General features: G+C 63.0%; 21 protein-coding genes. 14 read left to right on the forward strand and 7 right to left on the reverse strand.

What is annotated here, in order from left to right; genetic code table 11:
• Positions 1 to 39 precede the first annotated feature (39 nt).
• From CWC48_RS27430 to CWC48_RS27450, 5 genes are all read left to right on the forward strand, one after another.
• The gene (locus CWC48_RS27430; protein ID WP_100492475.1) at positions 40 to 993 is read left to right on the forward strand and encodes an ABC transporter permease; all 954 of its coding nucleotides are present in this window, start codon (positions 40 to 42) and stop codon (positions 991 to 993) included.
• Positions 990 to 1,826: an ABC transporter permease gene (locus CWC48_RS27435; protein WP_078048214.1), complete on the forward strand. Its 837-nt coding sequence runs from the start codon at positions 990 to 992 to the stop codon at positions 1,824 to 1,826. Before CWC48_RS27430 ends, CWC48_RS27435 begins: the two co-directional genes overlap by 4 nt.
• Positions 1,827 to 1,828: 2 nt before the next feature.
• Positions 1,829 to 3,469, forward strand: coding sequence for an ABC transporter ATP-binding protein (locus CWC48_RS27440; protein WP_100490881.1), 1,641 nt, complete (start codon positions 1,829 to 1,831; stop codon positions 3,467 to 3,469).
• Positions 3,470 to 3,555: 86 nt separating this feature from the next.
• Positions 3,556 to 4,725: a hypothetical protein gene (locus CWC48_RS27445; protein WP_078048212.1), complete on the forward strand. Its 1,170-nt coding sequence runs from the start codon at positions 3,556 to 3,558 to the stop codon at positions 4,723 to 4,725.
• Between the two features lie 133 nt (positions 4,726 to 4,858).
• Positions 4,859 to 5,734 (forward strand): LysR substrate-binding domain-containing protein, encoded by an 876-nt coding sequence (locus CWC48_RS27450; protein WP_099493380.1) that lies wholly within the window; start codon positions 4,859 to 4,861, stop codon positions 5,732 to 5,734.
• Here the strand turns inward: CWC48_RS27450 and CWC48_RS27455 are convergent.
• From CWC48_RS27455 to fae, 4 genes are all read right to left on the reverse strand, one after another.
• Complete coding sequence (locus tag CWC48_RS27455; protein ID WP_100490882.1) at positions 5,681 to 7,057, reverse strand: MFS transporter; 1,377 nt, start codon at positions 7,055 to 7,057, stop codon at positions 5,681 to 5,683. The genes CWC48_RS27450 and CWC48_RS27455 overlap by 54 nt on opposite strands.
• Positions 7,058 to 7,272: 215 nt before the next feature.
• Positions 7,273 to 8,706, reverse strand: coding sequence for an NAD-dependent succinate-semialdehyde dehydrogenase (locus CWC48_RS27460; protein WP_100490883.1), 1,434 nt, complete (start codon positions 8,704 to 8,706; stop codon positions 7,273 to 7,275).
• Complete coding sequence (locus CWC48_RS27465) at positions 8,703 to 9,737, reverse strand: aldo/keto reductase (protein WP_078048208.1); 1,035 nt, start codon at positions 9,735 to 9,737, stop codon at positions 8,703 to 8,705. The genes CWC48_RS27460 and CWC48_RS27465 overlap by 4 nt, the downstream gene beginning before the upstream one ends.
• A 10-nt stretch (positions 9,738 to 9,747) precedes the next feature.
• The gene (gene fae / locus CWC48_RS27470) at positions 9,748 to 10,260 is read right to left on the reverse strand and encodes a formaldehyde-activating enzyme (RefSeq protein WP_078048207.1); all 513 of its coding nucleotides are present in this window, start codon (positions 10,258 to 10,260) and stop codon (positions 9,748 to 9,750) included.
• Positions 10,261 to 10,581: 321 nt separating this feature from the next.
• Between fae and CWC48_RS27475 the strand changes: the two genes are divergently transcribed.
• Together CWC48_RS27475 and CWC48_RS27480 are read left to right on the forward strand one after the other, a co-directional pair.
• Positions 10,582 to 11,832, forward strand: coding sequence for a ribonucleotide-diphosphate reductase subunit beta (locus CWC48_RS27475; RefSeq protein ID WP_005788524.1), 1,251 nt, complete (start codon positions 10,582 to 10,584; stop codon positions 11,830 to 11,832).
• A gap of 150 nt (positions 11,833 to 11,982) precedes the next feature.
• Positions 11,983 to 12,471: a DUF1289 domain-containing protein gene (locus CWC48_RS27480; protein ID WP_078048206.1), complete on the forward strand. Its 489-nt coding sequence runs from the start codon at positions 11,983 to 11,985 to the stop codon at positions 12,469 to 12,471.
• A gap of 123 nt (positions 12,472 to 12,594) precedes the next feature.
• Here CWC48_RS27480 and mdeB read toward each other — a convergent pair whose 3' ends face one another.
• A complete protein-coding gene (mdeB, locus tag CWC48_RS27485; protein ID WP_100490884.1) occupies positions 12,595 to 15,261 on the reverse strand; it encodes an alpha-ketoglutarate dehydrogenase in 2,667 nt (888 codons plus the stop codon).
• A gap of 191 nt (positions 15,262 to 15,452) precedes the next feature.
• Between mdeB and CWC48_RS27490 the strand changes: the two genes are divergently transcribed.
• The 3 genes from CWC48_RS27490 (at position 15,453) to CWC48_RS27500 (ending at position 18,196) form a co-directional block, all read left to right on the forward strand.
• A complete protein-coding gene (locus CWC48_RS27490) occupies positions 15,453 to 16,367 on the forward strand; it encodes a class I SAM-dependent methyltransferase (protein ID WP_100490885.1) in 915 nt (304 codons plus the stop codon).
• A gap of 149 nt (positions 16,368 to 16,516) precedes the next feature.
• Positions 16,517 to 17,233, forward strand: a complete 717-nt coding sequence (gene pcsA, locus CWC48_RS27495; RefSeq protein ID WP_078048203.1) for a phosphatidylcholine synthase — start codon at positions 16,517 to 16,519, stop codon at positions 17,231 to 17,233.
• Positions 17,234 to 17,416: 183 nt separating this feature from the next.
• Positions 17,417 to 18,196 (forward strand): TSUP family transporter, encoded by a 780-nt coding sequence (locus CWC48_RS27500; RefSeq protein WP_099492739.1) that lies wholly within the window; start codon positions 17,417 to 17,419, stop codon positions 18,194 to 18,196.
• On the opposite strand, the gene nudC is transcribed toward CWC48_RS27500, so the two are convergent.
• Both nudC and CWC48_RS27510 read right to left on the reverse strand, forming a co-directional pair.
• Positions 18,164 to 18,997, reverse strand: a complete 834-nt coding sequence (gene nudC / locus CWC48_RS27505; RefSeq protein ID WP_078048201.1) for an NAD(+) diphosphatase — start codon at positions 18,995 to 18,997, stop codon at positions 18,164 to 18,166. The genes CWC48_RS27500 and nudC overlap by 33 nt on opposite strands.
• A gap of 5 nt (positions 18,998 to 19,002) precedes the next feature.
• Positions 19,003 to 19,815: a crotonase/enoyl-CoA hydratase family protein gene (locus CWC48_RS27510; protein ID WP_100490886.1), complete on the reverse strand. Its 813-nt coding sequence runs from the start codon at positions 19,813 to 19,815 to the stop codon at positions 19,003 to 19,005.
• A 192-nt stretch (positions 19,816 to 20,007) separates the two neighbouring features.
• Here CWC48_RS27510 and CWC48_RS27515 point away from each other — a divergent pair, with 192 nt between their 5' ends.
• The 4 genes from CWC48_RS27515 to CWC48_RS27530 all read left to right on the forward strand — a co-directional run bounded on the left by CWC48_RS27515 (position 20,008) and on the right by CWC48_RS27530 (position 23,866).
• Positions 20,008 to 21,264 carry a chloride channel protein gene (locus CWC48_RS27515; protein WP_100490887.1) on the forward strand — a complete coding sequence of 419 codons (1,257 nt, stop codon included), beginning with the start codon at positions 20,008 to 20,010 and terminating at the stop codon, positions 21,262 to 21,264.
• A gap of 74 nt (positions 21,265 to 21,338) precedes the next feature.
• Positions 21,339 to 21,893 carry a UPF0149 family protein gene (locus CWC48_RS27520; RefSeq protein ID WP_100490888.1) on the forward strand — a complete coding sequence of 185 codons (555 nt, stop codon included), beginning with the start codon at positions 21,339 to 21,341 and terminating at the stop codon, positions 21,891 to 21,893.
• A gap of 294 nt (positions 21,894 to 22,187) precedes the next feature.
• Entirely contained in the window at positions 22,188 to 23,444 is a 1,257-nt protein-coding gene (gene aroA / locus CWC48_RS27525; RefSeq protein WP_100490889.1) for a 3-phosphoshikimate 1-carboxyvinyltransferase, read from the forward strand.
• A 32-nt stretch (positions 23,445 to 23,476) separates the two neighbouring features.
• On the forward strand, positions 23,477 to 23,866 hold the full coding sequence (locus CWC48_RS27530; RefSeq protein WP_010210708.1) for a hypothetical protein: 390 nt from the start codon (positions 23,477 to 23,479) through the stop codon (positions 23,864 to 23,866).
• Position 23,867 lies beyond the last annotated feature (1 nt).

The following is a 23,867-nucleotide window of genomic DNA, read 5'->3' on the forward strand; positions in this document are numbered from 1 at the left end:
TAAGCGCTGTAACCCCTTCCCTGTCGGAGCATGCACCTGATGGCTCATTTTCTATTGCGCAAACTGCTGATGCTGCTGGCGACCCTGCTGTCGGTGTCGCTGATTGTGTTCCTGGCGCTGGAGCTGAATATCGAGGACGTAGCAATCAACGTCCTCGGCCCCTACTCCGCCGCCGACCAACGCGCGGCGTGGCTGCTGGAACACGGCTACAACCAACCTTTCGTGTGGCGCTACCTGGTGTGGCTCAAGGCCTTCGTGAGCGGCGACTGGGGCACCTCGGTGTACTTCCGTGAACCGGTGCTCAAGCTGTTGCTGCCCAACCTGTGGCAAACCTTGACCCTGGCCGGCCTGGCCCTGCTGGTGATGGTTCCGGTAGCGCTGACCCTGGGCGTCCTCGCGGGGATTCGCCAGGGCTCGCCGGTCGACCGGCTGGTGTCGTTCCTGTCGATTGTCACCACCTCGATCCCGGACTTCGCCATCGCGGTGTTCGTCTCGGCGATCTTTGTGTTCTGGCTCAACTGGCTGCCCGGTGTCAGCAGCATGAGCGACGGTTTCAGCGCGGTGGAACTGGTGCTGCCGCTGATGGTGCTGTGCCTGTTCGGCATCGGCTATCTGGCGCGTATCACTCGCGCCTCGATGGTCGAGGTGATGCAGGCGCCGTACATCCGTACCGCGCGACTCAAGGGCGCGTCCACCCCGCGCATCGTGTTGCGCCATGCGCTGCGCAACGTGCTGATCGCGCCGGTCACGGTGATCATGCTGTACATCCCGTGGTTGTTGTCGAACGTGATCGTGGTGGAGGTGTTTTTCGCCTACAAGGGCTTCGGCTCGCTGCTCTACACCGCGTCGCTGAACCACGATGTCTACCTGATCGAAGCCTGCGCGATGATCAGTGGCGTGGTGGTCGGTATCAGCAAGATCTTCTCGGACCTGGCCTACACCTGGCTCAACCCGCGCATCACCCTGCGCAGTCTCGGCGGAGGCCGCCAATGAACCTGCTCAACGCTTTTAAGCATCCCCTGGCCCTGCTCGGCTTGCTGCTGGTCGGCGGTTGGGTGCTGGTCGCCCTCTGCGCGCCATGGCTGGCGCCCCATGACCCACTGGAAAGCTTCACCCCGCTGCTCTCGCCGATGACCGCGGGGGAAGACGGCGCCCGCTTCCTGCTCGGCACCGACATGATCGGCCGCGATATCCTCTCGCGCCTGATCTGGGGCACGCGCACGGTGCTGTTCTGGTCGATCCTCGCCACCCTCACCGCCTTTGCCGTCGGCATCGCCATGGGCCTGTGCGCCGGTTACTTCAATGGCTGGGTCGACGCAGTGCTGTCCTACGTGGCCGACACCGTGCTGTCGTTCCCGGTGCTGGTGCTGTACATCGTGATTATCATCGCCCTCGGTGCGTCGGCGCTGAATATCCTGATTGCGGTGACCTTCACCAGCGCCCCGGCGATCTTCCGCATCATGCGTGCATTGACCATCGACCTACGCTCGCGCGACTACGTGCTCAGCGCCATCACCCAGGGTGAAGGCTCGCTGCGCATCATGCTGGTGGAGATCCTGCCCAACTGTGGCGGCCCGCTGATCGTCGATTTCTGCCTGCGTATCGGCTACACCGCGATCATGATCGGCGCCCTGGGTTTCCTCGGCCTCGGCCTGCCGCCGCCCACCCCGGACTGGGGCGGCATGATCAACGACGGCCGCGCCATGGCCATTTCCTTTCCGCATTTGGTGATCTTCCCGTGCATCGCCATCTCCACCCTGATGCTCGGCCTGAGCCTGCTCGCCGACGGGCTGGATGAACACGCGCAGCAAGGCGCAAGGAGTTGAACATGAGCCGCCATCAAACCGTGTTGCGGGTCGATAACCTCTCGGTCGAACTGCCAATCGGCGCCGACCGCAGCCACGCCGTGCAGGGCATCAGCCTGGAGGTGCGCAAGGGTGAAATCCTGTGTGTGATCGGCGAGTCCGGCTCGGGCAAATCCGTGCTGTCGGCGGCGATCATGGGCGATTACGCCAAAGGCCTGCGGCATGCCGGGGGCGTGATCGACTTTCTCGGCGAGGATATCTGCACCCTGGACGACGCCCGCCTGCACGCCCTGCGTGGCAACCGCATCGCGATGATCTTCCAGGAACCCATGGCGGCGCTGAACCCGGCGATTCGCATTGGCAAGCAGGTCGAAGAAATCTTCGACATCCATGCCCCGCAGATGCCCGCCGCCGAGCGCCGTGAACGCATGCTCGCGCTGCTGGAATCCACCCAGCTGCCGGACCCGCCACGCATTGCCAACAGCTTTCCCCATCAGTTGTCCGGCGGCCAATGCCAGCGGGTGGTGATCGCCATGGCGTTGGCGATGAACCCGGACTTGCTGATCGCCGACGAGCCCACCACGGCCCTCGACGTCACCACCCAGGCCCAGGTGCTGAAACTGGTGCGTGACCTGCGTGGACGCGGCCAGCACGGCATTCTGTTTATCACCCATGACTTTGGCGTGGTGGCGCAGATTGCCGACCGTATCGCGGTGATGGAAGGCGGCCGCCTGGTGGAAATCGGCGAGCGTGACCAGGTGCTGAACGCGCCGGGCCATGCCTACACCCGCAAACTCATTGCAGCAGTGCCGGCGCTGCACCCCGAACTGCATGTGCCGAGCGTCGATGGCGAAATGGCCTTGCGCATCGAGCACCTGACCAAGACCTACACCGTCGGCGGCCGCTCGGTGGCGGCGCTGCGCAATGTGTCGCTGAACCTGCCACGGGGCAAGACCCTGGCAATTGTCGGTGAGTCCGGCTCGGGCAAGAGCACGCTGGTCAAGGCGGCGATCCGCCTGGTGGACAGCGACAGCGGCCATGTGTGGGTTGGCGATACCGACTTCCTGGCCCTCAGCGGCGCCGCGCTGGCGGCCAATCGGCGGCGGATCCAGATGATTTTCCAAGACCCGTATGGCTCGTTGAATCCACGCCACCGCGTCGGCGACATCATTGCCCGCGCGGCGCAATTGCGTGGGTTGTCGGCCAAGGACGCCTGGGCTGAGGCCGGCGACTTGCTCGAACAAGTCGGGCTCAAGCGCGACGCTCTGCAGCGCAAGCCCCGGCAGTTTTCCGGTGGCCAGCGCCAACGCATCGGTATTGCCCGCGCCCTGGCGATGCGCCCGCAAGTGCTGATTGCCGATGAGAGCGTCTCGGCGCTGGATGTGTCAGTGCAAAAACAGGTACTGGAATTGCTCGCCGAGCTGCAGCAGCAACTGAACCTGAGCATCCTGTTCATCACCCATGACCTGCGGGTGGCCGCGCAGATCAGCGACCACATCGCGGTCATGCGCCAAGGCGAAGTGGTGGAGTACGGCACCGCCGAGCAGGTACTGCTGCGTCCGCACAATGCCTACACCCAGGCACTGCTGGCGGCGGCGCCGGGTGCGTCCGACCTGCCCGCTGCCGGGCCGCCCTTGCGGCTGATCCGCCCCGCCGCGCACTGAGCCCAACCCTTTTCCCCGCGTCGCAGCGTTCGCTGCGGCAACGGGCTGCTGTTGCCCCAAAAAAAACTAAAAACGAGAGTAAAACCATGCGACCAACGATGCGCTACTTCACCCTCATCCCCGTGCTCGGCGCCCTGGCGAGCCCGGCCATGGCCGTGCAGGTCACCGACAACCTCGACCTCGGCGGCGCCATCCGTGCGCGCTGGGACTACGACCCGGACCGCGATATCCAGAAGTTCGGCCTGGACACCGTATTCCTCAGCGCCAAGTACAACTCCGACAGCTGGATCGGCGAGGCGCAGTACCGTTTCTACGGGCGTTCGTACCCTTACCAGTACACCAAGAACTACGGCGATATCCAGTTCGCCAAGTTCGCCTGGGTCGGCTACAAGTTCAACCCCGAGCAGCAAGTGCAGGTGGGTTTGAACACAGTGCCATTCGGCTTGCAGCCCTACTTCGGCAGCACCTTCTACGAAACCCTGGGCAACGTGATCGGCCTGGAAGACGTGCAGCAGGTCGGCGCCAAGTACGTGCAGCAGACCGGCGACTGGAATATCCAGGCCGGCTATTACCTGCGCCCGGCCTGGCAAGGCAAGGGCACCAGCAAGGGCGTGACCTATTCCAGCGTGGTCTCCGGCGCCGACAGCTACGTGGCCGACGGCAGCGACAACCAGGAACGCAACACGGTGGTGCTGCGCGTGGCCAAGGCCCTGGACCTGGGCGACTGGAAGTCCGAAGTGGGCCTGTCGGGCCTGACCTCGACCCTGGAAAACAAAGACACCGGCAACGACGGCCGCCGCAACGCTGTGGCCATCCACTACCTGGGCAAAAACGGTCCGTGGGGCCTGCAATTGCAGGCGGCACGCCAACAGATGTCGCCGCGCAATGCCGGCACTGACGAAGTGGTGACCCTGGGCGGCTATGACGGCACCTTCAACGTCGCCAGTCGCGGCAACCTCTATGTGGCCGACTTGAGCTACGACGTGGGCGGCAAATACCTGTGGGATCAGGTCAGCGGTGTGAAGCTGTATGCCAACTACAGCGCCTTTGATAAATCTGCCGATGAGTTCAAGACGTCGCAGCGGGTGATCCTCGGCACGTCGTTCTCGTTCAGCAAGTTGTGGATCGCCACCGAGTGGTTGATCGGCAAGAACGACCCGTACATTGGTGGCAGCAGCTATACCCAGAGCCTGGGGGCTGGGGGTAGCAACCAGTGGGAGAATCAGCTGTACATGAACATTGGGTATTACTTCTAACAGGCGTCTTTAGTTCTGACGCTTTCGCGGGCAAGCCCGCTCCCACAGTTTGGATGCATTCCCCTGTGGGAGCGGGCTTGCCCGCGAAGAAGCCAGCACCAACCCCCTAAAAATACAGTGTGGAACCCAAACCATGCGCCACCTCCCTGCCCTCACCATGCTGCGCGTCTTCGAAGAGGTCGCCCGCCACCGCAGCTTCAGCCAGGCTGCCGTGGGCCTCAACGTGACCCAGGGTGCGGTCAGCCGGCAGATCAAGCAACTGGAAGACTACCTCGGCGTTGCGCTCTTCATCCGCACCCCTCAAGGGCTGTCCCTCACCGAAGCCGGCTTCGCCCTCTCCCCGCACTTGAGCGACGCCTTCGACCACATCGAGCGCGCCCTGCAAGCCGTGCGCGTGCCCAACCTGCGCCAGCGCCTGCGCGTGGTCGCGCCGCCGACCTGGGCCACGCGCTGGTTATCCGCGCACTTGCGGCGTTTCTGCGAGCGTTACCCAGACATCAACCTCAGCGTCACCCACCAGGCGGCCCACGACAGCCTCGCGGAAATCGACTGCCAGATCCGCTTCGGCCTGGCACCGGCGGCCCAGTGCCGCAGCGAACTGCTGGTGATGGAACGCCACATCGCCGTGGCCAGCCCGGAGTTGTTCACCGACGGCCAGCCGCCGGACCTGCGGCGCTCCCCGTTGCTGCACATCCTGCACGACGGCAAACGCTTGAAGGTCTGGGAGAACTGGTTGGCGGCCATGGGCCGGGAGGATGTCGATGCCGACCAGGGCCTGGAATTCAGCACCCTTGACCAAGTGATCCATACCGCCCTGGCAGGCGGAGGCTTGGCGGTGATCGACCGGCAGATGATCGAACGGGAATTGGCCAACGGCAGCCTGTTGCCGATCACCCCCGTGGAGGTGATCGGCCCCTATGGCTATTGGCTGGATGTGGCGACGGACAAACAGGGTTTATCCAAGGTGCGGTTGTTTACGCAGTGGCTGGGCCAGGTCAGCAACCCCTGACACCGGGGGCGCCTCGGCCTTGCACGCCTGGCTCAAGGTCAACGCCTTGGTTTCCGGCGCCCAGGCCCAGGAAATGATCGCGCCAAATACCAGGATCGCCGCGAGAATGCCCATGGTCGGGCTCAAGCCGATCCCGGCCACACTCACCGGCAACAGGAAGGTGCTGATCGCCGAGCCCAGGCGACTGACCGCCGTGGCCAGGCCGATGCCACTGGCGCGCACTTCGGTTGGGAAGCTTTCTGCCGGGAATACCCCCACCAGATTGCTCACCGCCGACAGCACCAAGGTAAAGATGCCGAAGCTCAGCACCATCAACCACGCCAGGCTCCCCGGCAACACCGCCAACAGAAACAATGCCGCCGCAAGGATGATGAACGCGTTGATCAAGAAGCCCCGGCGCGAGAACTTCACCGTGCACCAGATACCAATCAGCGCACCGACAATCAGCAGCAGGTTAAGCAGCAACTCGGTGCCAAAGCCCTGGGACAGCCCCATCTTCTGCAGGATCGACGGCAGGAAGGTATAGATCGCGAAATACGGCATGACGATGCACACGAAGAACAAACAATTGAACGCGGTACGCTTGCGGTATTCACGGCTGAACAGCACGCCGTAGCCAGAACGGGCCTGGGTCGACGGTTCTTCATCCAGCACCACGTGCTCGCCAAGGTGTTTCTTGACGATGGCGCGGGCCTCGGCGATGCGCCCACGGTTGACCAGCCAGCGCGGCGATTCCGGGGTGCCGATGCGCGCGATCAGGATCAAGCCGGCGGGTATTGCCGACGACGCCAGCATCCAGCGCCAGGCATCGTCGCCCAGGCTGAGCATGGCGGTGCCGACAAAGGTCGCGGCCACATAGCCGAAGGTCCAGATCACGCTGAACGAACCGAGCAGCACGCCGCGGTGTTTCTTCGGTGAAAACTCGGCCAGCATGGCGTGGCCGACGCTGAAGTCGCCACCCAGGCCAATGCCGATGAGGATGCGGCACAGCAGCAGGCCCATGGCCGTTTCGGCGTAGAACTGCATGACCGAGGCCACGGTGATCAGCACAAAGCTGACCAGGAAGATTTTTTGCCGACCGAGGGTGTCGGAGATCCAGCCAAAAAACAGACTGCCCAGGAACAGGCCGATCAGGGCCGAGGCGCCGATCAGGCCTTGCCAGAAGGCATCGAGTTGCATCTGTGGGCTCAGCAGGGTGAAGGCGATACCGATCAGGCCGAGGATATAGCCGTCGGTGAAATGCGCGCCGAAGGTCAGGCCAGCGATTTTCAGGTGAAAACGGCCGATCGGCAGGTCGTCGATTTTGATCGATTGAGCAGTCATGGTGTTCTCCTATTGTTGTTCTTGACGGAGTAACGAAAAGCGAACTTTTGTAGCGAGCGGGATGTTGTGGTGAGCGGCCTTGCCCCGCGCTGGGCCGCGCAGCAGCCCCAAAACCTGCCAATGAAGCCTGGCTGGATGACTGAGTTGTCTGAATGAGGGCCGCTTCGCGCCCCAGCGCGGGGCAAGCCCGCTCACCACAGCAAAATCACAGCGGATTAGAGGCCGCCCATCAGCAGGTACTTGATCTCCAGGTAGTCATCCAACCCGTACTTGGAACCCTCACGGCCCAGGCCGGATTCCTTGATGCCGCCAAACGGCGCGACTTCGGTGGAGATGATCCCTTCGTTGATACCGACCATGCCGGCTTCCAGGCCTTCGGCCATGCGCCACACGCGGCCGATGTCGCGGCTGTAGAAGTAGGCGGACAAACCGAACGGCGTGTCATTGGCGCGTTGCAACACGTCGGCTTCATCCTTGAACCGGAAGCACGCGGCCACCGGGCCAAAGGTTTCTTCCTGGGCGATGAGCATGTCGCCGTGGGCCTCGGTGAGGATGGTCGGTTCGAAGAAGGTGCCGCCCAAGGCATGGCGACGGCCGCCGCACAGCAGCTTCGCGCCCTTCTCCAGGGCATCACCGACATGGGCTTCGACCTTGGCCAGGGCGGCGGAGTTGATCAGAGGGCCTTGCTCGGTGTCGCCGTCCAGGGCGCTGCCGACCCGCATGGCGCCCACTGCCTCTGCCAGTTTGCGGGTGAAGGCCTCGTACACGTCGTCCTGGATAAAGAAACGGTTGACGCACACACAAGTCTGCCCGGTATTGCGGAATTTGGAGGCCATGGCGCCTTTGACGGCGGCGTCGAGGTCGGCGTCGTCAAACACGATAAACGGCGCGTTGCCGCCCAGCTCCAGGGAGACTTTTTTCAGCGTGTCGGCCGCCTGGCGCATCAGCAGCTTGCCGGTGCGGGTGGAACCGGTGAACGACAGCTTGCGCACCACGCTGGAGGCTTGCAGCGCACCGCCAATTGCCACGGCGTCGCCGGAGACGATGTTGAAGACGCCGGCCGGAATTCCCGCCTGTTCGGCCAGCACCGCCAGGGCAAACGCCGACAAGGGCGTCTCTTCCGATGGCTTGAGAATCATGGTGCACCCCGCCGCCAGCGCCGGGCCGACCTTGCGGGTGACCATGGCCAGGGGAAAGTTCCACGGTGTGATCGCGGCGACCACACCGATGGCTTCCTTGACCACGATGATGCGTGCATCCGCCTTGTGGCTCGGGATCACGTCACCATAGGCGCGCTTGGCTTCTTCGCCGAACCACTCCAGGAAGCTCGCGGCGTAGACCACTTCGCCCATGGCCTCGGCCAGCGGCTTGCCCTGTTCCAGGCTGAGCAGGTGCGCCAGGTCCTTCTGGTTGCGCAGCATCAGCTCGCTCCAGCGCTTGAGGCGCTGGCTGCGTTCCTTGGCGGTGAGCTTGCGCCAGGCCGGCAACGCGCGGTTGGCGGCGTCGATAGCCAGGTTGGTTTCTTCGGCGGTGGCGCGCTGTACCTCAGCAATCAGCGCGCCATTGGCCGGGTTAAGCACCGGGTAGGTCGGCCCACCGCTCGACCATTGGCCATCGATGTAGTTGCCATTGCGGATCAGCGGGTTCATGCCACGGCCTCGATCAGGTTGAAACGGTCCAGGCCCGGGCGGGCCGCACGCAGGATGCGCTTGCCGGCGGTGTAGTCGTTGATCACATCGCACGGGGTGTAGTTGCGTTCCAGTTCGTGCAGCTCCTCGGCATCCAGTTGGGTGTCGAGAGCTGCCAGGGCGCTGTCGAATTGTTCGGTGGTGTCGGCGCCGACCAGCATCACATCGACGCCTGGGTGGTTGGCGACCCAGGCCTGGGCGATCTGTGCGTTGGAGACGCCACGGGCGCGGGCCACGCGTTGCACCGAGTGGGCGATGTCGAACGAGGCCTGGTCGCTGTACATCTGCTGGGTGAAGAAGTCGGTCTGGTTGCGGGTCGATTGCACCTCGCCGGTGAGCAAGCCACGGGCCAGCGGGCTGAACACCGAGACGCCCAGGCCCTGGTCGCGGCAGAACGGGATCATCTCGCGTTCTTCTTCGCGGTAGGCGCAGTTCAGTTGCAGCTGCATATTGATCGGCTTGACCCAGCCATTGCGCTCGCAGGCCATGAGGATTTTCGCCAACTGGCCGGTGAGCATGGTCGACACGCCGATGTAGCGCGCCTTGCCGGAACGCACGATGTCGTTCAATGCGCTCATGGTTTCTTCCACGGGGGTGTTCACGTCGAAGTAATGCAACATGAACACGTCGACGTAATCCATGCCCAGGCGGCTCAGGGACGCGTCGATGCTGTCCATGATGTGCTTGCGCGAATGCCCGCTGGCGTTGATACCGCTGCGGGTGCCGTAGCCGACCTTGGTGGTGACCACGATGTCGTCACGCCGCGCCACGCGCTTGAGGATGCGCCCTACCACTTCCTCGCCGACGCCGGCGGAATAGAAGTCGGCCAGGTCGATGAAGTTGACACCGTTGTCCAGCGCGTGGGCGACGATGGGCTCACTTTGCTTTTCGTCGAAGATCCACGGTTTCCAGTCCGGGGTGCCCATGTTCATGGTGCCCAGGCACAGGCGCGAGACTTGCAGGCCGGAATTGCCCAAACGAACGTATTGCATGGGAATCTCCTCAGGCCTTGGGCGTGTAGAAAGGGTTGCTGATGTGGTTGACCACATCCGCCAGTTGCGCGGTGAACGGCGTGCCGGTCAGAGCGGCACGGATCGCGGTGCGGCAGGCGTTGTAGTTGTTCTGGTAGACGGCGTCGAGGTCATCGCAGGCGGGGTTGACCCAGTTGGCGGTGACAATGGCCCACTCGTCTTCGGCCTCGGCCGGCAAGGTGCCGTCGAGCAAGGCTTCAAGCACCGCCTTGGCGATGCCGGCCTGGGACGCGCCCCAGGTGGCGTTGCCGTGCAGGTCGCTGCTGATTGCGGCCTTGTTGACGTACAGGGTCATGGGCTTGACCGGGATATTCGGCTGGGCAATCACCATGAACGGGCAATGTCCCTGGCTGGGGGAAGCGAGGCTGTTGGCGAACGCCTGGCCGGCCGGGCCGTTGCGTGGACCGATCAGGATGTTGATATGGGCCGCGTTGACGCCCGGGCCTTCGAAACCTTCGCCGATGTAGAGATCCAGTGTTTTCATTGCGCAAACGCTCTTTGTTGTTATGGGGAGCTGGTTGGCAAATTTTTAGCACTGGCGCTGGGGGCGGGCGTAACCATTAAAAGTCATGGGGCTGTGAGTTTTGCTCATACCCCTGCGACATCGGCGGCGGTCTTGTGCGTTGACCATCGTGGTTACACACCATATAGTGTGCCCACAAACAGAACAGACCACTACATAGTGTGCAGAATCGATATTTACCGACCACACTACGCGCAGTATTTCAATGCCTAGTAGCCTGCAAATTGCATATTTTTGGACGGGTTCACACGCCGTCAGAACAGACCAGGAAGGAGTATTTCAATGCTGAGTTGGGATGAAGTCGACAACGAAGACACCGGTGCAGCGGTGATCAAGGGCGCCAACGCCGGCCACGCCAGTGAAGCCAACATGGACCGTCTCGACGGTGCCGGCGCCGCCGCTGCGCTGGAAGCCCGTAACGTGACCGCCAACGACTCCGCCGCGATCATCCGCGCCAAGGCCGCCCTCGACAAACTCGACGTCGCCGAAGGCCTCGCCGAGCTGGAAGGTTCCGCCGCCCGTGTCGCCGTTGACGAAAAGCGCATGATCAACTGCCGCGCCGACCTCAACCAGCTCGTACCCTTCAAGTACGACTGGGCCTGGCAGAAGTACCTCGACGGCTGCGCCAACCACTGGATGCCGCAAGAGGTCAACATGACCGCCGACATCGCGCTGTGGAAAAACCCCGAAGGCCTGACCGACGACGAGCGTCGCATCGTCATGCGCAACCTCGGCTTCTTCTCCACCGCCGACTCCCTGGTTGCAAACAACTTGGTGCTGGCCGTGTACCGGTTGATCACCAACCCGGAGTGCCGCCAGTACATCCTGCGCCAGGCCTTCGAAGAAGCGATCCACACCCACGCCTACCAGTACTGCATCGAATCCCTGGCCATGGATGAAGGCGAGATCTTCAACATGTACCACGAGATTCCATCGGTCGCCAAAAAGGCCGCCTGGGGCCTCAAGTACACCCGTTCGATCTCCGATCCGAAGTTCGAAACCGGCACCGTCGAGACCGACAAAGAGCTGCTGCGCAACCTGGTCGCCTACTACTGCGTGCTGGAAGGCATCTTCTTCTACTGCGGCTTCACCCAGATCCTGTCCATGGGCCGTCGCAACAAAATGACCGGCGTGGCCGAGCAGTTCCAGTACATCCTGCGTGACGAGTCGATGCACTTGAACTTCGGTATCGACGTGATCAACCAGATCAAAATCGAAAACCCACACCTGTGGGATGCCGAGATGAAGGAAGAAGCGACCCAGATGATCCTGCAAGGGACTCAACTGGAGATCGAATACGCGCGCGACACCATGCCGCGCGGCGTGCTGGGGATGAACGCGGCGATGATGGAGGATTACCTCAAGTTCATCGCCAACCGTCGTCTGTCGCAGATTGGCTTGAAGGAAGAGTATCCGGGGACGACTAACCCGTTCCCGTGGATGAGCGAGATCATGGACTTGAAGAAAGAGAAAAACTTCTTCGAAACCCGTGTAATCGAATACCAGACTGGCGGCGCGCTGAGCTGGGATTAATCAACGACACAGACCTGACTGTGGGAGCGGGCTTGCTCGCGAAAGCGGTGTATCAGTTACCAGATTTATCAACTGACACTCTGCATTCGCGAGCAAGCCCGCTCCCACATTGGGTCTGCGGTGTTTTACAGACTTTGCAAATTGCCACTTATGCCCAATCAAACCATCAAAACCCCCTGCGTCGGCCTGTGCTCCACCGTTTACGGGGACCTGGTCTGTCGGGGTTGCAAGCGTTACCACCACGAAGTGATCCAGTGGAACGGCTACAACGCCGAGGAAAAACAGGCAGTGTGGCTGCGCCTGGAGCACTTGCTGGTGCAGGTGATGGCCAGCAAGCTGGAGGTGTTTGACGCGCACCTGCTGCGCCAGCAACTGGAAAATCGCAAGATCCGCTTTATGCCGCACCAGTCCCCGTATTGCTGGGCCTACCAGTTAATCGCACGGGGCGCGCGGGTGATCTCCAAGCTGGATGCGTATGGGCTGGCATTGCTGCCGGAGTTTCGTGAGCGCAGCCTGGCGGATTTGCGTGATGCGATTGACCGGGAGTTCTTCCTCTTGTCCGAAGCGCATTACGAACGGTACATCGCCCCCGGCTTCCTGAAGGAAGCGTTCGGGCCCGCCCTGATCGCCACTGTCTAAAAACACCACAAGCTCCATGTGGGAGCGGGCTTGCTCGCGAAATCAGTGAGCCCGTCAATACATCTGTTGCCTGAGCCACTGCATTCGCGAGCAAGCCCGCTCCCACACTTGGATGTGCGCCAGTCAGCGCGTCCAGGAGGCTTCGCGTTCTGCTTGCAGGCCATAGCGTTCGATCGCCTGTTGGCACACCTGCGGCGGCAGGCTGCCCTGCTCCACCAGCGCCGTCAGCGCCGCCAGCACCAGGTGATGGCGATCCACCTCGAAGAAATCCCGCAACGCCGCCCGCGTATCACTGCGGCCAAAACCATCGGTGCCCAGTACCGTGTAGCGCGAATCCAGATACGAGCCGATCATCTGCGGCACTGCCCGCACATAGTCGGACACCGCCACCACCGGCGCGCCGCTGGGCAGGCACTCATTCACATGACTAACCCGTGCGACCGCCTGCGGATGCAAGCGATTCCACCGCTCCACCTCCCGTGCGTCCCGTGCCAGTTCGCTGAAACTGGTGACACTGAACACCTCGCTCGCCACCTGCCAGTCCTCCGCCAGCAACTGCGCAGCTGCCTGGGCCTCACGCACCAGCGTGCCGGAACCCAGCAGGCGCACCTGGGCGTCGGCGGTGCCTTGCAGGCGGTACATGCCTTTGATGATCGCTGCTTCAACCCCGTCTGGCAGGCTGGGCTGCGGGTAGTTTTCGTTCATCAGCGTCACGTAGTAAAACTCGTCCACATCATGCTCCAGCATCTGGCGCATGCCGTGGTCGAGGATCACCGCGAATTCCCCGGCGAACGCCGGGTCGTAGGCGCGGCAATTGGGCACGGTGGCGGCGGTGAGATGGCTGCTGCCGTCCTGATGCTGCAAGCCTTCGCCGCCCAGGGTGGTGCGCCCGGCGGTGGCGCCGAGCAGGAAGCCACGGGCGCGCTGGTCGGCGGCGGCCCAGATCAGGTCGCCCACGCGCTGGAAGCCGAACATCGAGTAATAGATGTAGAACGGCAACATGCGCAGGCCATGCACCGAGTAACTGGTGGCCGCCGCAACCCAGGAGCTGATGGCGTTGGCTTCGCTGATACCCTCCTCCAGGATCTGCCCGTCGGTGGCTTCGCGGTAGCTGAGGATCGAGCCGATGTCTTCCGGCTCGTAACGCTGGCCGACGCTGGAATAAATGCCGATCTGCTTGAACAGGTTGGCCATGCCAAAGGTGCGCGCTTCATCGGCGACGATGGGCACGATGCGCGGGCCCAGGGCTTTGTCCTTGAGCAAGTTGGTGAGCATGCGCACAAAGGCCATGGTGGTGGACATTTCCTTGCCGTCGGCGGCGGTGGCAAAACCGGCGTAGCCCGACACCGCCGGCACACTCACGGGCGCGGCGACCGGGCTGCGGCTGGGTACATAGCCGCCCAACGCCTGGCGCCGCTGGTGCAGGTAGCGTAATTCCAGGCTGTCCGGCGCGGGTTTGAAGAAGCTCAGGGATTCGGTCTGTTCATCGCTCAGCGGCAACTGGAAGCGATTGCGGAAGGCGATCAACGCGTCGCGGTCGAGTTTCTTCTGCTGGTGGGTGGTCATCTTGCCCTGCCCGGCTTCGCCCATGCCGAAACCCTTTTTGGTCTGGGCCAGGATCACCGTGGGCTTGCCCTTGACCCGACGCGCCGCGTTATAGGCCGCGTGGATCTTGACCATGTCGTGGCCGCCACGCTTGAGGCGGTCGATCTGCTCATCGCTCATGCCCTCGACCAGCCGGGCCAGCGATTCACTCTGGCCGAAGAAGTGCTGGCGGTTGTAGGCGCCGTCCTTGGCGGCGAAGGTCTGGAATTGGCCGTCGACGGTGTTGGACAACGTCTCGGCCAGCACGCCGTCCGTGTCCTTGGCCAGCAAGGCGTCCCAGTCCGAGCCCCAGACCAGCTTGATCACGTTCCAGCCCGCGCCGGCAAACAAGGCTTCCAGTTCATCGATGATACGCCCGTTGCCACGCACCGGGCCGTCAAGGCGTTGCAGGTTGCAGTTGACCACCCAAGTGAGGTTGTCCAGGCCTTCGCGGGCGGCCAGGGTCAGGGCTGACATGCTTTCCGGTTCGTCCATCTCGCCGTCGCCGAATACGCCCCAGACGTGGCGGTCGGTGGTGTCCTGCAAGCCGCGATGCTGCAGGTAGCGCATGAAGCGCGCCTGGAAAATCGAACTGATCGGACCAATGCCCATGGACCCGGTGGGGAACTGCCAGAAGTCCGGCATCAGCCATGGGTGCGGGTAGCTCGACAGGCCACGTGCGCCGACGGCCGGCCCACCGATCTCCTGGCGGTAGTGGGCCAGGTCGTTTTCGCTCAAGCGCCCCTCAAGGAACGCACGGGCATAAATGCCGGGGGCGGAATGCGGCTGGTAGAACACCAGGTCGCCGCCAAACCCATCGTGCCGGGCACGAAAAAAGTGGTTGAAGCCCACTTCGAACAAATCCGCCGCGCTGGCATAACTGGCGATATGCCCACCGAGTTCACCGTAGGCCTGGTTGGCGCGCACCACCATGGCCAGCGCATTCCAGCGGACCAGCGAGGCCAGGCGCTCTTCGGTGGCGAGGTCGCCGGGGAACGCCGGTTGCTGCTCCACGCTGATGCTATTGATGTACGGCGTGCCGTGGCGCGGTTTCCAGTCGATGTGCGCAGCGCTGGCGTCTTCGGCCAGCAGGTCGAGGATCTGTCGCGCCCGCGCCGGGCCGGCATTGGCGACCAGCGATGCCAGGGCGTCGCGCCATTCATCCAGTTCTTGCTGATCAGTCACTGCACGTGTGAAACCGTTCATGGGCACCTCCGGGCTTTTTTTCCAGTTTATGTCGGTGCCTGAGGATTTTTTGCCTGTTATCCGGCGCCACAAGCTGAATTTTGAGCATGAATCACTGCCATTCGGCCTTTTCCCAGCACGTTGTGCTCAAGCACCCGTTCCTCTCGCAATTGTGTTTAAAATGCCGCCCGCTCAATGACTGACGTTTAACGATGACCCCAGACGCACTCGCCACCCTGCACGCCCACTTGCTCACCGCCCTGGCGACCCCGCCGACGGAAACCCGGCGCCTGTTCCACGGCCGTGGCCGTTGCTGGCCGGGCCTGGAGCAACTCACGGTGGACTGGTTGCAAGGCGTGTTGCTGGTGTCGTTGTTCAAGGAGCCGGACGCTGCAGCGCTGGAGGCCTTGAAACAGCTGCTGCAGACACACTTCGGCGGTTATACCGTCGCACTGCAGCACCGCTACCTGCCACAAAGCACCACCGAGTGGTTGGCGGGCAGTCCTGTCGACGAACTGACGATCACCGAAGGCGGCCTGCGCTACCTGATCGATTTGGGCAAAAAACAGAATAGCGGGCTGTTCCTCGACATGCGCTACGGCCGCAACTGGGTGCGCGAGCAGGCCAAGGGCCAGCGCGTGCTCAATTTGTTTGCCTACACCTGCGGTTTTTCCGTGGCCGCTATCGAAGGCGGCGCCGAGCATGTGGTGAACCTGGACATGGCCCGTGGTGCCCTGAGCCGTGGCCGCGACAACCATCGGCTCAACGGTCATGACCTGGGCAGGGTCAGCTTCCTGGGCCACGACCTGTTCAAGTCCTGGGCCAAGGTGACCAACAGCGGCCCCTATGACCTGGTAATCATCGACCCGCCCTCGTTCCAGAAAGGCAGCTTCCTGCTGACCAAGGACTACCAGCGTGTGCTGCGCCGCCTCCCGGACTTGCTCACGCCACAGGGCACCGTGCTGGCGTGCATGAACGACCCAGCCTTCGGCGAAGACTTCCTGATCGACGGCGTGACCCGCGAGGCACCCGGCCTGCGCTTCGTGGAGCGCCTGCAAAATCCGCCGGAATTCCCGGATATCGACCCACAAAGTGGCTTGAAGGCACTGGTGTTCCGCCAGGGCTGATGCCGAAACGTCCTACGCTTGCTACGCTAAGTGATACACCGGGGTGGTGAACCTTCTTACCCGCTTCCCGGTCGATACCTGCATTCCCCGGCCAGACTCGACGGCGTCACGTTGTCGGCTGCCCTGTTTCACCTTTTGGAGAACCGCCCGTGATATCGACCCTGCATGTAGCCAGACTCAAAGCCTGGGGCGCCCACGGCTTTACCGCCACCGGTGTGGTATTGGCCTTCCTGGCCACCCTGGCGCTGCTGGAAAACTCACCCAAGGCCTGCCTGCTGTGGCTGGGCCTGGCGCTGGTGGTGGACGGTGTCGACGGCTCACTGGCGCGACGAGTGAATGTCAGCACGGTATTGCCAAGCTTTGACGGCTCGGTGCTGGACCTGGTGATCGATTACCTCACCTACGTGTTCATTCCCGCACTGTTCATCTATCGCTACATCGACCTGCCGGACTTCACCCACCTGTTCACCGTGTCGGTGATCCTGGTGTCGTCGCTGTTCTGCTTCTGCAATGTGAACATGAAGAGCAAGGACAACTACTTCGTCGGCTTCCCCGCCGCGTGGAACGTGGTTGCGCTGTGCGTCTACATCATCCAGCCGGAAGCCTGGGTAACCCTGCTCACCGTGATTGGCCTGGCGCTGCTGACCGTGACGCCGATGAAGTTCCTGCACCCGTTCCGGGTGAAGCGCTTTATGCCGATCAATATCGCCGTGACCACTATCTGGTTGCTGTGCAGCTTCTTGATGGTGGTTGATTACCCGAACACCAACCCGTGGACCTTTGGGTTGTGGTCGTTGATGTCGGCGTACTTCCTGGGGATTTGTATCTGGCGCACGGCGCTGGAGTGGCTGGGAACACACAAATGACTCGGTGAACACTCTTCAAATGTGGGAGGGGGCTTGCCCCCGATAGCGGTGGGTCAGCTAAAGATGAGTCAGCTGGGGCACTGCCATCGGGGGCAAGCCCCCTCCCACATTTGGATTTGCAGACTCCCCGCGAGTAAGATGGCGGCCTTTCGCTTAGCGCCCCGCCAATAATAAGCCCAACCCATGCCCTTCGAACTCAGCGTAGACCTCACCACCCTCGCCATCCTGGCGGTTGTTGCCTTTATCGCCGGTTTTATCGACGCCATTGCCGGCGGCGGTGGCCTGCTCACCACGCCTGCCCTGCTCACCGCCGGCATGCCACCGCACCTGGTGCTGGGCACCAACAAGCTCAGTTCCACGTTCGGCTCGGCGACCGCCAGCTTTACCTTCTATCGCCGCAAGCTGTTCCACCCACGCCAGTGGGTGCACGCCATCGTCGGCACGCTGATTGGCGCCCTCACGGGGGCGGTGGTCGCCCACTACCTGCCGGCTGAAACCCTGAACAAGATGCTGCCGGTGATCGTGTTCGGCTGCGGCCTTTACCTCTTGTTCGGCGGCACGCCCAAGGCGCCGCTGGACGCCGACGCGCCGATCAAGAAGAAGTGGCAGTCCACCCAGGGCTTCGGCCTGGGCTTTTACGATGGCGTGGCGGGCCCGGGCACCGGGGCGTTCTGGACGGTCAGCACGATGCTGTTGCACCCCATCGACCTGGTGAAGGCCAGCGGTGTGGCGCGCAGCATGAACTTCGTCAGCAACGCGGCGGCGCTGTCGGTGTTTATCTTCAACGGTTCGGTGGACTGGATCGTCGGCCTGGCCATGGGCGTGTCGGTGATGTGTGGCGCGTTCTTTGGCGCACGCAGCGCGATCAGCGGCGGCGCCAAATTCATTCGCCCGGTGTTTATCACCGTGGTCCTCGGCCTGACGGTGCGCCTAGCCTGGCAGCACTGGTTCAGCGTGGCCTAGGCGACGGGCCAGGTAGAGGTCGATCAGGTAACGCGCAATCGAGCGTGACGCCGGCAGCGGCGGCAAGTCGTGGATGTTGAACCACTGCGCGTCCTCGATCTCATCGGCCTGGGGCACGATGTCGCCACCGGCGTACTCGGCATGGAAGCCGAGCATCATCGAATGGGGGAATGGCCAGCACTGGCTGCCCATGTACTGGATATTCTTGACCTCCACCTGCACTTCCTCGCGAACCTCGCGGATCAGGCAGTCCTCGGCCGACTCTCCCGGCTCGGCAAACCCCGCCAGCGTGCTGTACACCCCCGTGACAAAGCGTGGCGAACGCGCCAGCAGGATCTCGTCGCCGCGGGTCACCAGCACGATCATGCTCGGTGAAATCCGCGGGTAGCTGCGCAAGTCGCAGGCCTGGCAATGCATCGCGCGTTCGCGCGGCACCTGGACCATGGCCTGGCCGCAACTGCCACAAAACCTGTGTTCCCGCGCCCAGGTGCCGATCTGCGCGGCATAACCCAGCACTTTGTACAGGGTGTGGTCGCCTTGCAGCATGAAGCCCCGCAGGCCCTGCCAACTGCAGCCTGGCACGTCCCCGGCGCTATCGAGTTCCAGCAGGTACACCGGCTCGCCGTCGAGGTGGCCGATGCCGTGTTCGGCAAACACCGACAGGTCCTGGCGCTTGAGCCATTCCCGAGGGAACAAGGGGCCGTTGGTGTCATGCAAAAAGCCGTCGCGGCTGCGGGCAACGGCCCAGCCACCGGGGGTGTCGTTGTCCAGCAGCGTTGTGGTAATCCAGCCTGGGGTCATGTCAGTCAATCCACGAATTCGGGTTTCTGCTTACTCATATGGGCCGCGATGGCCACGCGCAGGTCGTTGGATTGCAACATAGCCGAGTTCCAGGTGGCAACGTATTCCAAGCCGTCATTGATCGTATGGTCACGCATGTAGCTGATCATGGCCTTGGTGCCGGTGACCGCAATCGGCGACTTGGCGGCGATTTCACGGGCGATTTCCATGACGCCAGCCAACAGGCTGTCCTGATCGGGATAGACGCGATTGACCAGGCCGATGCTGCGCGCTTCCTCGGCGCCGAACTGGCGGCCGGTATAGGCCAGCTCGCGCAGCATGCCGTCGCCGATGATGCGCGGCAGGCGCTGCAGGGTGCCGACGTCGGCCGCCATGCCGATGTCGATTTCCTTGATCGAGAATTGCGCGCCCTCGGCGGCGTAGCGCATGTCACAGGCGCTGATCAGGTCGATGGCGCCGCCGATGCAATAGCCCTGGATTGCCGCCAGCACCGGCTTGCGGCAGTTGTCGACGGCATTGAACGAGGCTTGCAGCTCGAGGATTTTACGGCGCAACAGACGCGCATTGCGGCCCACATCCTTGCCGAACTCATTGGCGACCGAGGCCAGCATCATCAGGTCGATGCCGGAGGAAAAATGTTTGCCCGCACCGCTGAGCACCACGGCGCGTACGGCGTCGGTGTCTTCGATCCATTGGAAGATGTCGATGATCTCGGTCCAGAACGCCGCGTTCATTGCGTTGATCTTTTCCGGGCGGTTGATCTGCACATGGGCAACGTTGCCGGTGAGTTCGACGACGAAAGCTTGGTATTCGGACATGGCAGTGATCCCTGACTGGCGAGTGATAAAGGCCAGACTATAACAAGGGTGCGCGACGGCACATCAGCCAAAAACGGGACGGGCAAACGTAATGAAATGTTGTAGGCGCGGGGTTCAGGGTAGGCCGATACATTTCATCCAGAAGCCACGGATGATCGGTTATACACTCTGGGCCACAGCCTGGAGCCGCTTATGCCGTCCACGTTCCGTTCATCCTTGATGCTGGCCCTGGTGGTCGTGTTCACCGGCATTGGCGCCGGCCTCGGCGCAATGCTGCTGGCGCTGCTGCTGCACGGCATCCAGCACTTGGCCTACGGCTATAGCCTCGACAGCCTGGTCAGCCATGAAACCTTCCTGTGGGGCGTGACCGCCGCCGCGCCCGAACGACGCTTGGCGGTGCTGGTAGCGTGCGGCCTGGTGGCCGGCCTGGGCTGGTGGGCGGTGTACCGTTATGGCCGCCCGCTGGTAAGCATCAAGCAAGCCGTGTCGGAAAAGATGCCGATCATGACGCCCAAGACCACCCTCGCCCACGCCTTGCTGCAGATCATCACCGTGGCCCTTGGCTCGCCCCTGGGCCGCGAAGTGGCGCCACGGGAGGTCGGCGCATTGGCGGGCAGTTGGCTGTCCCGGCGCGCCCGATTGACTCCGGAACAGCACCGCTTGATCGTCGCCTGCGGTGCCGGCGCGGGCCTCGCGGCGGTGTACAACGTGCCGTTGGGCGGCGCAGTGTTTGTGCTGGAAGTGCTGGTGGGCGCGTTCAGTTGGCCAGCGGCGCTGATTGCACTGGCCACCTCGGCGATTGGCGCGTCGGTGGCGTGGATCGGCCTGGGGGCGGAATCGCAATACGTTGTGCCGCATTTTGTGCTGAGCCCGGCGTTGATCACCTGGGCGGTGGTGTGCGGCCCAGTATTTGGGTTGGCCGCCTATGGTTTTACCCGCCTGACCGGCGCCGCGCGGGCCAATGCCGCACGCGGGTGGCGCCTGCCGGTGCTGGCGTTGATCAACTTCAGCGTGATCGGCGGCCTGGCGATGCTGTTGCCGCAGATCCTCGGCAATGGCAAAGGCCCGGCGCAACTGGGGTTCGACAACGAACTGAGCATCGGCCTGGCGGCGCTGCTGTTGGTGGTCAAGGTGCTGATCACCACCAGCAGCCTGCGCGCCGGCGCCGAAGGCGGGCTACTCACCCCCGGCCTGGCCAATGGCGCGCTGCTGGCAATCATCCTCGGCGGCGCCTGGAGCCTGGCCTGGCCCGGCGTGCCGCTGGGCGCCTTTGCGATCATCGGCGCGGCGGCCTTCCTTGCCGCCAGCATGAGCATGCCGCTGACCGCGATTGTGCTGGTGGCGGAGTTCACCCGCATTGACCATGACTTCCTGGTGCCGATCATCCTCGCAGTGGTCGGTGCCGTCTGTATGAGCAAGCTGTGCCAGCGCTGGGAAAACGCTGGATAAAACCCCGCACACGCGCCATCCTTCGCGCTTTAAGCCGCCCCCTCTGCGGCGCTCGACGTTTAAAGGATATGCCCATGCACGCCCACCCCCTCACCCCCGCCGAATTCGAAGTTATCGAAAACACCCTGCTCAAGTACGGCGACGACCATTCGGTGCTGAACCTGGCCGAACTCGACGGCTACTTCACCGCGCTGGTGTCCAGCCCGGTCCAGGTGGACGTGGCAGAGTGGTTCCCGGCCATCTGGGGCGGCCAGAACCCCGAGTGGGACAACATGGACGAAGCCCAGGGTTTCCTCGAACTGTGCGTGCGCCACCTCAACACCCTGGCCGCACAACTGGCGACCGACGCCGCCGGCTTCAACGCCCGCTTCGACGAAACCGAACACCAAGGCCACACCGTGACCCTCGCCGAAGAATGGTGCTTCGGCTACATCCGCGGCGCCGCCATTGGCAACTGGCCGGAACTGCCGCCTGAACAGGCCGCACTGCTGGAAAAAATCTCCTGGTGCGCCGAACAGGACAACTTCGAACTGCCCGCCGACCTGGACGTGCAAGCACACCAGCAGCGCGTCAGCGAACTCGAACCGGCAGCGCGGGCGCTGCATGATTATTGGTTGGCAAAGCGATAAAGGCTGCGGGACGTACCGGCTTTTGCCCGAACCACTCAGGCCGGCTGTCAGACCTGAGTGCTGTAGATCTTGATCTGAGGCGCCCCATCAAACAAACACGCTGGCCGGAATTTGACAGCGACCCGAAGACCGCCATCGCAGGCAAGCCAGCTCCCACAGTTGGAACGATATACACCCAGTAAATATCAGCGCCCATGGCCCCAAGCTCGACAAGCACCACATCTATACCCGATCATTCGAGTCCGCCCGTCGGCCACTCCATACCACCTTGCCTTGAATCAGGAGCCTTGTACCTTGAGTTCGCAGAAAACCGTGACCGTGACACCGCCCAACGCCCCCCTCAACGGCAAGGTCGCACCCCCAGGCTCCAAATCCATCACCAACCGCGCCCTGCTGCTGGCAGCCCTGGCCAAGGGCACCAGCCGCCTCAGCGGCGCCCTGAAGAGCGATGACACCCGCCACATGTCAGTGGCCCTGCGCCAAATGGGCGTCACCATCGACGAACCCGACGACACCACCTTCGTCGTCACCGGCCAAGGCAAACTGCAACTGCCACCGCAGCCACTGTTCCTCGGCAATGCCGGCACTGCCATGCGCTTCCTCACCGCCGCCGTGGCCACCGTCGAAGGCACCGTGGTGCTCGACGGCGACGACTACATGCAAAAACGCCCGATCGGCCCACTGCTGGCAACCCTCGGCCAAAACGGCATCCAGGTCGACAGCCCGACCGGCTGCCCCCCCGTCACCGTGCACGGCGTGGGCAAGATCAAGGCCAAGCGCTTCGAGATCGACGGAGGCCTTTCCAGCCAATACGTATCGGCCCTGCTGATGCTCGCGGCCTGCGGCGAAGCGCCAATTGAAGTGGCGCTGACCGGCAAGGACATCGGCGCCCGTGGCTACGTGGACCTGACCCTGGACTGCATGCGCGCCTTCGGTGCCCAGGTGGAAGCCGTCAACGACACCACCTGGCGCGTGGCCCCGACCGGCTACACTGCCCACGATTACCTGATCGAGCCCGACGCCTCCGCCGCCACCTACCTGTGGGCTGCCGAAGTGCTGACCGGTGGGCGCATCGACATCGGCGTGGCTGCGCAAGACTTCACCCAGCCCGACGCCAAGGCCCAGGCCGTGATCGCGCAGTTCCCGAACATGCAAGCCACGGTCATCGGCTCACAGATGCAGGACGCCATCCCGACCCTGGCAGTGCTCGCCGCGTTCAACAACACCCCGGTGCGCTTCACCGAGTTGGCCAACCTGCGGGTCAAGGAATGTGACCGTGTACAGGCCCTGCATGACGGCCTGAACGAAATCCGCCCAGGCCTGGCGACCATCGAAGGCGACGACCTGCTGGTGGCCAGCGATCCGGCCCTGGCGGGTACGTCGTGCAACGCGCTGATCGACACCCATGCCGACCACCGCATCGCCATGTGCTTTGCGCTGGCGGGGCTGAAAGTCGCGGGCATCCGCATTCAAGACCCGGACTGCGTGGCCAAGACCTATCCTGAGTACTGGAAGGCCCTGGGCAGTCTCGGGGTTCACTTGAGCTACTAAGGGCTCGGCGTCGGAATGGGGAGGCAACGCACATGACAATTCGCCAACCCTGCCCACCCGGCGCCTGTGTCTGTGACCGCGAGCAACTGCTGCAAGCACCCGGCGCCGACCTGCGTATCCTCAACCTCACGCGCCAGGAAGAGAAAAAACTGCTCGACCGGCTTGAAGACCTCAAGAGCCTGCAAGACCTGGAACACATGCAGCAGCGGATGTACGAGCTCCTGGGCATCCGCGTGCATGTCGCCCCCGGCCACACCGAGGTCAAGAGCATGCGCGGCATCCAGATCGTGATCGACGAGCTGCCAGGCATGTGCCGCAAAACCCGCCAATCCATCCCGGCCGCCATCCGCCGGGGTATGGAGAAACGTCCGGAAATTGCCTACCGCCTGCTGGACGCCCACGACCTGTTTCGCGAAGGTTGAA

Source organism: Pseudomonas sp. S10E 269 (assembly GCF_002798465.1).
In the GTDB taxonomy this organism is placed as follows: domain Bacteria; phylum Pseudomonadota; class Gammaproteobacteria; order Pseudomonadales; family Pseudomonadaceae; genus Aquipseudomonas; species Aquipseudomonas pergaminensis.

Excerpts from the sequence above, each read along its gene's own strand:
- CWC48_RS27430 (WP_100492475.1), top strand. The coding sequence starts at position 40 with ATGGCTCATTTTCTATTGCGCAAACTGCTGATGCTGCTGGCGACCCTG.
- CWC48_RS27435 (WP_078048214.1), top strand. The coding sequence starts at position 990 with ATGAACCTGCTCAACGCTTTTAAGCATCCCCTGGCCCTGCTCGGCTTG.
- CWC48_RS27440 (WP_100490881.1), top strand. The coding sequence starts at position 1,829 with ATGAGCCGCCATCAAACCGTGTTGCGGGTCGATAACCTCTCGGTCGAA.
- CWC48_RS27445 (WP_078048212.1), top strand. The coding sequence starts at position 3,556 with ATGCGACCAACGATGCGCTACTTCACCCTCATCCCCGTGCTCGGCGCC.
- CWC48_RS27450 (WP_099493380.1), top strand. The coding sequence starts at position 4,859 with ATGCGCCACCTCCCTGCCCTCACCATGCTGCGCGTCTTCGAAGAGGTC.
- CWC48_RS27455 (WP_100490882.1), bottom strand. The coding sequence starts at position 7,057 with ATGACTGCTCAATCGATCAAAATCGACGACCTGCCGATCGGCCGTTTT.
- CWC48_RS27460 (WP_100490883.1), bottom strand. The coding sequence starts at position 8,706 with ATGAACCCGCTGATCCGCAATGGCAACTACATCGATGGCCAATGGTCG.
- CWC48_RS27465 (WP_078048208.1), bottom strand. The coding sequence starts at position 9,737 with ATGCAATACGTTCGTTTGGGCAATTCCGGCCTGCAAGTCTCGCGCCTG.
- fae (WP_078048207.1), bottom strand. The coding sequence starts at position 10,260 with ATGAAAACACTGGATCTCTACATCGGCGAAGGTTTCGAAGGCCCGGGC.
- CWC48_RS27475 (WP_005788524.1), top strand. The coding sequence starts at position 10,582 with ATGCTGAGTTGGGATGAAGTCGACAACGAAGACACCGGTGCAGCGGTG.
- CWC48_RS27480 (WP_078048206.1), top strand. The coding sequence starts at position 11,983 with ATGCCCAATCAAACCATCAAAACCCCCTGCGTCGGCCTGTGCTCCACC.
- mdeB (WP_100490884.1), bottom strand. The coding sequence starts at position 15,261 with ATGAACGGTTTCACACGTGCAGTGACTGATCAGCAAGAACTGGATGAA.
- CWC48_RS27490 (WP_100490885.1), top strand. The coding sequence starts at position 15,453 with ATGACCCCAGACGCACTCGCCACCCTGCACGCCCACTTGCTCACCGCC.
- CWC48_RS27500 (WP_099492739.1), top strand. The coding sequence starts at position 17,417 with ATGCCCTTCGAACTCAGCGTAGACCTCACCACCCTCGCCATCCTGGCG.
- nudC (WP_078048201.1), bottom strand. The coding sequence starts at position 18,997 with ATGACCCCAGGCTGGATTACCACAACGCTGCTGGACAACGACACCCCC.
- CWC48_RS27510 (WP_100490886.1), bottom strand. The coding sequence starts at position 19,815 with ATGTCCGAATACCAAGCTTTCGTCGTCGAACTCACCGGCAACGTTGCC.
- CWC48_RS27515 (WP_100490887.1), top strand. The coding sequence starts at position 20,008 with ATGCCGTCCACGTTCCGTTCATCCTTGATGCTGGCCCTGGTGGTCGTG.
- CWC48_RS27520 (WP_100490888.1), top strand. The coding sequence starts at position 21,339 with ATGCACGCCCACCCCCTCACCCCCGCCGAATTCGAAGTTATCGAAAAC.
- CWC48_RS27530 (WP_010210708.1), top strand. The coding sequence starts at position 23,477 with ATGACAATTCGCCAACCCTGCCCACCCGGCGCCTGTGTCTGTGACCGC.